The organism is Kitasatospora putterlickiae (genome assembly GCF_039527695.1).
GTDB lineage: Bacteria > Actinomycetota > Actinomycetes > Streptomycetales > Streptomycetaceae > Kitasatospora > Kitasatospora putterlickiae.
In genome coordinates this window covers 7,904-15,045 of sequence record NZ_BAAAKJ010000441.1, presented here as the reverse complement: position 1 = coordinate 15,045, position 7,142 = coordinate 7,904, and the positions used below count along the sequence as shown (strand labels likewise).

Sequence of the window (7,142 nt, the reverse complement as noted above, 5' to 3'; positions counted from 1 at the left end):
TCCGCCGGCTCCTCCGCCTCCTCGGCCACCTCGGCGGGCACCGGCTCGACCGGCGGCGGCGCGCCGACCGCGAGGTCGCCGCGGAAGGCGGGCACCACGTCCAGCAGGCTGGTCAGCGAGTCACGGGACTCGGCCGTCGCCTCGCGGGACTCCCGCACCTCGCGGGCCGACATGATCCGGTCCGCCGAGGGCCGGTCGATCATCGGACGCGGCGGCCGCTCCTGGGGGAGCCGGGCGATCCGCGGGATGAACGGGAAGACCGACTCCTCCTCGCGCTCGACCGTTTCACCGATCAGCGCGCGGGCCTCGTCGTCGTTCGGCTGGACCAGCCGCCGGGGCGGGTCGTACGTCCAGGACGCGCTGCGGCCCTCGCCGTCGGCCCGGTAGGAGAGGATGACCTCCCAGGTGCCGTCGTCGCGCCGCCAGGAGTCCCAGCGCTCGGTCTCCTTCTCCGCGCCGCGCAGCGCCAGCCGTTCGGCCACCGCCTCGCCCAGCTGCGGCCCGGGGGCCTCGCCGTGCCGGCGGATCGCGGTCTTGCGGGCCCGCTCGGCCATGAAGGCGCGCTCGGCCAGCACCGGACCCTCGAAGCGGCGGACCCGGTCGACGGAGATGCCGGCCGCCTGCGCGACCTCCTCAGCGGAGGCACCGGCTCGTATCCGCGCCTGGATGTCCCGGGGGCGGAGGTGGCTCTCGACCTCGATCTCGATCTGGCCGAGGCGCGGCCGGTCACCACGGATGGCGGCGCGCAGCCGCTCATCGATGGGAAGGGTGTACTCCGTGCTGTCGGCAGCCTTGAGCACCAGCCGTGTGCCGTCGTTGCTGACGGCCACAACCCGCAGTTCGGGCACGGTTACCTCCCGGGTGGTGCCTGCCGACGTCACCTGCGTCGCTGCTCCCGTACTGAGTGTGGCCTGCCCGCTCGCGACTGGCCACAACCTTGCTGAGTTCCCCGGCGTGTCGGGCTTACGCCCGTCCACGCCGCTGTGGCACGGTTGCCTTTTTGCCACGCCATCCGTCGACGTCGCGCCTGGGTGTCCCGGCCGTCCTCGCACGCGCAGTGAACGCGACGGTCCGGGACGGGCGTCGCCGTGCGTGCCTGCGCCATAGCTCTTCGTCAGACTGCCGGTTGATGGGCAGTCGACAAGTCGACCCGGGCCTCAGGCTTTACGAACAGTACTCCATTCGTGGCATCCAAAGGGGCGGCTCGCCGCTCAAGTCTCCCGCGATTCACGGGAATCTCAAGAGCACGCGACCCCAATGGCCGAGGATCGGCCGATGAACGGTGATCATCTTCACATATATCTCTCGCGAAGAACCGCATTTTCGACCCTTGTGTCCTTCTTTGTGCAAGATGGAGTGACTTGTTCGAAGGACAGTCGTACTGACGCGAGGGATGTTGATGCCGCAGGTGAAGCCCGACCAGGACGGAGCCGGGGAAGGTCGCAGGCGAATTGATCTGAGTGTGGCTCAGGTCGCCGCCAGCGCACTGGCGACCGTGGTGGGGGCGGTGCTCGCGTCCGAACTCGGGGTGTACGGCACCATTCTCGGCGCGGCGGTGGTGAGCATCGGCGCGACCACCGGAAGCGCGGTGTTCCAGCACCTCTTCAAGCGCACCGGGGAGCAGTTGCGCGGCGCCGTGGACCGGACCGCCGGGCCGGGGCAGGTGGTGAACGGGCTGCGGCAGGCGCCGGAGTCCGGTCCGGTGGCGGATCCGCCGCCGGCCTCCACGCAGTGGAGCGCGCCGCGGGTGGTCCGGGCGCGTCGCCGGTGGACCTGGAAGTCCTACACGGCGGTCTCGGCACTGGTCTTCACCCTGGCGATGGTGCCGATCCTCGCGTTCGAGCTGGCGACCGGGCAGCCGGTGTCGGCGACGGTCAAGGGCGAGTCGGGCACCGGCACCTCGATCGGCGGCCGGGTCGACCGGAAACCGACCGTCCCACCGGGTGACACGCCGTCCTCCGGACCCTCCTCGGTGCCCTCGGCGCCGGCCGGCGGGGACGGCGGCGCCTCCGGTCGGCCGAGCCCCGGCGCCCGTCCGGACACCGGGGGCGACGAACCGTCGGCCTCCCCGTCGGCCGGTTCCGGCGCGGGTGCGAGCACGGCGCCGTCCACGAAGCCCTCCGCGCGCCCCACCGGCGAGCCGTCCGCGCCCCCTGCGCCGTCCGGCTCCACCGGTCCCTCCGCGCCGGCCGGCGACGGGGCGGCCTCCGCGAAGCCGTCCGGCGGCGCGACCCCGAAGCCCCCGGCCCCGAGCACCCCCGTCGAGCCGGCCCCGCCCGCCCCGGCGGCCCCGAACGCTCCGGCCGGCACGGCGCCGGAGCGGCGGGGCTAGGGCTTGTCTGACAATTCGCGTCGCATCAGCGCGCGGCGGGAACTGTCAGACAAGCCCTAGGCCCCGAGCACCCGGCGAAGGTGGTCGTTGCCGAACCGGCGGTCCGGGTCCAGCTCGTCGCGCAGCGCGATGAAGTCCGCGAAGCGCGGATAGGCCCCGGCGAGGTACTCGGCGTCCCGGGTGTGCAGCTTGCCCCAGTGCGGGCGGCCGCCGTACCCGGTCATCAGCCGCTCGACCGCCGTGAAGTACCCCTGCTCGGGGGTGCCCCGGTAGAGGTGGACGGCGATGTAGGCGGTGTCCCGGCCGTGCGCGGTGGAGAGCCAGACCTCGTCGGCCGGGGCGAACCGCACCTCGACCGGGAAGCTGATCCGCCAGCCGGACCGCTCGACCATCGCCCGCAGTTCGCGCAGCACCTCGCCGGCCGCCGCGCGCGGCACCGCGTACTCCATCTCGGTGAAGCGCACCTTGCGGGGGCTGGTGAACACCTTGTACGCGGTGTCGGTGTAGCCGCGGTCCGACCAGGCCCGGGCGGCCAGCGCGGCGATGGCCGGCACCGAACCGGGGAAGCGCCGGCCGACCCGGCAGGCGCCCTCCCAGACGGTGTTGGAGAGGAAGTCGTCCTCCAGCCACGCCTTGAACCGGGGCAGCGGCGCGGCCGGGCCCTGGCTGCGGTTGTTCCGCTTGGTGGAGCAGCGGTCGGTGTGCGGGAACCAGTAGAACTCGAAGTGCTCGTTGACGGCGGTGAGCTCGTCCATCCGGTCCAGCACCTCGTCGAAGCGCATCGGCTGCTCGTGCGCGGTGAGCAGGAAGGACGGCTCGACGGCGAGGGTGAGCGCGGTGATCACGCCGAGCGCGCCGAGGCCGAGCCGGGCGGCCTCGAAGAGCCGCGGGTGCTCGGTGGGGGAGCAGCGCCGGACGCCGCCGTCGGCGAGCACGATCTCCAGGCCGCGGATCTGGGCGGCGAGCGAGCCGGAGTCCCGGCCGGTGCCGTGGGTGCCGGTGCTGGTGGCGCCGGCCACGGTCTGCGCCTCGATGTCGCCGAGGTTGGTGAGGGCGAGGCCGGCGGCGGCGAGCAGCCGGTTGAGCCGGTGCAGCGGCAGCCCGGCCTCGACGGTGACCGTGCCGTTCTCCCGGTCGATCTCCCGGACGGCGGTCAGCGCGTGCGGCCTGACCAGCACGCCGTTCCCGGCGGAGGCGATCGCGGTGAACGAGTGGCCGGCGCCGACCGCCTTGACGGTCCGGCCCTGGTCGGCGGCGCGCAGGATCTCCCTGGCCAGCTCCTCCGGCGTGCCGGGGGTGACCACCCGGGCGGGCGCGGCGCTCTGGTTGCCCGCCCAGTTGGTCCAGCGGGCGCGGGTCGCGGTCCTGGCCTGGGGCATTGCGGCGCCTCCTGCTCCGTGGCCGAACGGCGTCGGCTCACCTCGGTCCCTACCCGCGGGTAGGCCGCGGGTAGGGAGGAGGGTAGGTCAGGTCACCGGCCGAGGTCCACGGTTTCGGCCGACGGCACGGCCGCCTTCCCGGCGGCCAGCCCGGAGCGGAGCCGGCCGAGCCCGGCGAGCGCGGCCAGCACGCCGAAGAGCCCGGCGGCCACCGGCACCCAGTACCCGGCCGCCGCCCCGGCCGCGTCGACCACCAGGCCGCCGGCCGAGGAGCCGGCCGCGACGCCCATCGCCAGCCCGGTGATCGTCCAGGTCATGCCCTCGGTCAGCTGGGCGGCCGGCACCAGCCGCTCGACCAGGGCGGCCGCGGTGATCAGCGTGGGGGAGATCGCGACGCCCGCGATCAGCAGCGCGCCGCCGACCGCCACCAGGCCGCCGACCCCGTTCACCGACTCGGCGACCACCAGCAGCGGCACCATGCTGACGGCCATCAGCACCACCCCGCCGAGGAACCGCACGGCCATCGACCCGGTCAGCTTCAGCGTGCCGAAGACCACGCCGGCCAGGCAGGAGCCGAACGCCCACAGCGCGAGGATCGGACCGGAGGTGCCGGCGTGGCCCTGGGCCTTGGTGAACGCGACGGTCACCACCTCGACCGAACCGAAGATGGCCCCGGTGGACACGAAGGTCAGGATCAGCACCTGGAGGCCCCGGTTGAGGATCGCCGGGCGGCCGGTCTGCCGGGAGGCCGGATGGACCGGCGGCTCGGTGGTGCGCTGGGCGGCGAACAGCGCGACGCCCACCGCCAGGAAGATTCCGGAGAGCAGGACGCCCGCCTCCGGGAAGACCGAGGTGGCCAGCATCACCGAGAGGATCGGACCGACGATGAAGCAGACCTCGTCGACCACCGCCTCGAAGGAGTAGGCGCTGTGCAGCCTGGGCGCCTCGTCCCGGTACAGGTGCGCCCAGCGGGCCCGCACCATCGCCCCGGCGCTCGGCATCACGCCCATCCCGGCCGCGAACACGAAGAGCGTCCAGTCCGGCGCCTCGAACCGGGCGCACAGCAGCAGGCCGGCGGCGGCGAGCAGGGTGAGCGCGGCGGCCGGCCGGATGATCCGGCGCTGCCCGTGCCGGTCCACCAGCCGGGAGACCTGCGGTCCCAGGACCGCCGCGGACACCGCCATCGTCGCGGCGACCAGACTCGCCACCCCGAAGGTGCCGCGCAGCTCGGAGAGCATGGTGATGATGCCGATCCCGGTCATGGAGATCGGCAGCCGGGCTATGAACCCGGCGGAGGAGAAGGCCAGACTGCCGGGGGCGGCGAAGATCTGGCGGTAACTGGACAGCACGAGGGCTCCGCGGGGGTAAGGAACGTGGCTGGCAAAGACAGCTTACGAACCTTGGCAAACGGTATTTTTCCGGGCGTGCGCGGACAGCCCCGCCACCGGCCTCCCTGTGCACAGTGGCAGGATCGGTGCCATGTCCGACGCGCGCAACCCATCCGTCACCGGCGCCGCTCCGTACGACGCCCTGCTGCTGCTCTCCTTCGGCGGGCCCGAGGGCCCCGAGGACGTCGTCCCGTTCCTGGAGAACGTCACCCGCGGCCGCGGCATCCCGAAGGAGCGGCTCCAGGAGGTCGGCAAGCACTACTTCCTGTTCGGCGGCGTCAGCCCGATCAACGGCCAGAACCGCGAACTGCTGGCCGCGCTGCGCGAGGACTTCGCCGGGCACGGCCTCGACCTGCCGGTGTACTGGGGCAACCGCAACTGGGCGCCGTACCTGGTCGACACCCTGCGCGAGATCGCCGCCGACGGGCACCGCCGGATCGCCGTCCTGGCCACCAGCGCCTACGCCGGCTACTCCGGCTGCCGCCAGTACCGGGAGAACCTCGCCGACGCGCTGGCCGCGCTGGCCGCCGAGGGCCTGCCGCGGCCACGGGTCGACATGCTGCGGCACTTCTACAACCACCCCGGCTTCGTCGAGCCGATGATCGACGCCACCGTGGCCGCCCTGGGGCGGCTTCCCGAGGAGACCAGGGCCGGCGCCCGGCTGGCGTTCACCACCCACTCGATCCCGGACACCATGGCCGAGACCTCCGGGGCTCCCGACGACCCGGCCCGCGGCCGCCCCGGCGGCGCCTACGTCGCCCAGCACCTGGACGTGGCCCGGCTGGTCGCCGCCGCCGTCGCCGAGCGCACCGGGGTCGCCGACCGGCCCTGGGAGCTGGTCTACCAGAGCCGCAGCGGCGCCCCGCACGTCCCCTGGCTGGAGCCCGACATCTGCGACCACCTGGAGGCGCAGCACGCCGACGACGCCCCGGCCGTGGTGATGGTCCCGATCGGCTTCGTCTCCGACCACATGGAGGTCAAGTACGACCTGGACACCGAGGCGGTGGCCAAGGCCGCCGAGCTCGGCCTGCCGGTCGCCCGGGCCGCCACCGTCGGCGCCGACCCCCGGTTCACCGCCGCCGTCCGCGAACTCGTCCTGGAGCGGGCCGCCGCCGAGCGCGGCGAGCCGGTGACCCGCCGTGCCCTCGGCACGCTCGGCCCCAGCCACGACGTCTGCGCCGCGGCCTGCTGCCCCAACCCGCGCGCCCCCCGCCCGGCCGCCGCCGAGCGCTGACCCGTTCCGCCTCCGTTCAGCCTCCGTCCGCGTCCCGAGGAGAACCCCGTGCCCAGCCCCGCCGTGCCCGATCCCGCCCTGCTCGACGAACTGCTCGACGTCGCCCTGGACGCCGCCCGCCGGGCCGGCACCCTGCTGCTGGAGGGCCGGCCCGCCGATCTGGGCGTCGCCGGCACCAAGAGCAGCCCGGTCGACGTGGTGACCGAGATGGACCTGGCCTCCGAGAAGCTCGTCCTGGAACTGATCACCGCCCGCCGCCCCGAGGACGGCTACCTGGGCGAGGAGGGCGCCGAGCGGCCCGGCACCAGCGGGGTGCGCTGGATCGTCGACCCGCTCGACGGCACCGTCAACTACCTCTACGGACTGCCCGCCTGGGCGGTCAGCGTGGCCGCCGAGCTGGACGGGCGCGCGGTGGTCGGCGTCGTGTACGCCCCGGCGCGCGGCGAGCTGTTCCACGCCGTGCTCGGCCGCGGCGCCCAGCGGGACGGCGGCCCGCTCGCCGTCCGCCCGGCCCCGCCGTGGGGCCAGGCGCTGATCGGCACCGGCTTCGCCTACGTCCGCGAGGTGCGGGTCCGGCAGGCCGAGGTGGTGCTCGGGCTGATGCCCGAGGTGCGCGACATCCGCCGGGGCGGCGCCGCCGCCGTGGACCTCTGCGACGTCGCGGCCGGCCGGCTGGACGGCTACTACGAGCGCGGCCTCGCCCCCTGGGACCGGGCGGCCGGCTGCCTGATCGCGGCCGAGGCCGGCGCCCTGGTCGGCGGACGCCCCGGCCGCGGCGCGGACGGCGAGCTGACGGTGGCCGCCGCCCC

At 74.4% G+C, this 7,142-nt stretch carries 6 protein-coding genes; 3 read left to right on the top strand and 3 right to left on the bottom strand.

Annotation, left to right across the window (positions count from 1 at the left end):
* Window positions 1-881: septation protein SepH (gene sepH, locus ABD308_RS36085; protein WP_344344392.1), on the bottom strand; the 881-nt coding region annotated here is incomplete at its 3' end.
* A gap of 581 nt (window positions 882-1,462) precedes the next feature.
* On the opposite strand from sepH, the gene ABD308_RS36080 reads away from it, so the two are divergent.
* Complete coding sequence (locus ABD308_RS36080; protein ID WP_344344390.1) at window positions 1,463-2,332, top strand: hypothetical protein; 870 nt, start codon at window positions 1,463-1,465, stop codon at window positions 2,330-2,332.
* A 56-nt stretch (window positions 2,333-2,388) separates the two neighbouring features.
* On the opposite strand, the gene ABD308_RS36075 is transcribed toward ABD308_RS36080, so the two are convergent.
* Window positions 2,389-3,711 (bottom strand): D-arabinono-1,4-lactone oxidase, encoded by a 1,323-nt coding sequence (locus ABD308_RS36075; protein WP_344344388.1) that lies wholly within the window; start codon window positions 3,709-3,711, stop codon window positions 2,389-2,391.
* A gap of 92 nt (window positions 3,712-3,803) precedes the next feature.
* Entirely contained in the window at window positions 3,804-5,060 is a 1,257-nt protein-coding gene (locus ABD308_RS36070) for an MFS transporter (protein WP_344344386.1), read from the bottom strand.
* Between the two features lie 130 nt (window positions 5,061-5,190).
* Here ABD308_RS36070 and ABD308_RS36065 point away from each other — a divergent pair, with 130 nt between their 5' ends.
* Window positions 5,191-6,333: a ferrochelatase gene (locus tag ABD308_RS36065; RefSeq protein WP_344344384.1), complete on the top strand. Its 1,143-nt coding sequence runs from the start codon at window positions 5,191-5,193 to the stop codon at window positions 6,331-6,333.
* 48 nt (window positions 6,334-6,381) lie between these two features.
* Window positions 6,382-7,142, top strand: a 761-nt coding sequence (locus tag ABD308_RS36060) for an inositol monophosphatase family protein (protein WP_425554943.1), incomplete at its 3' end; no start/stop codon positions are given.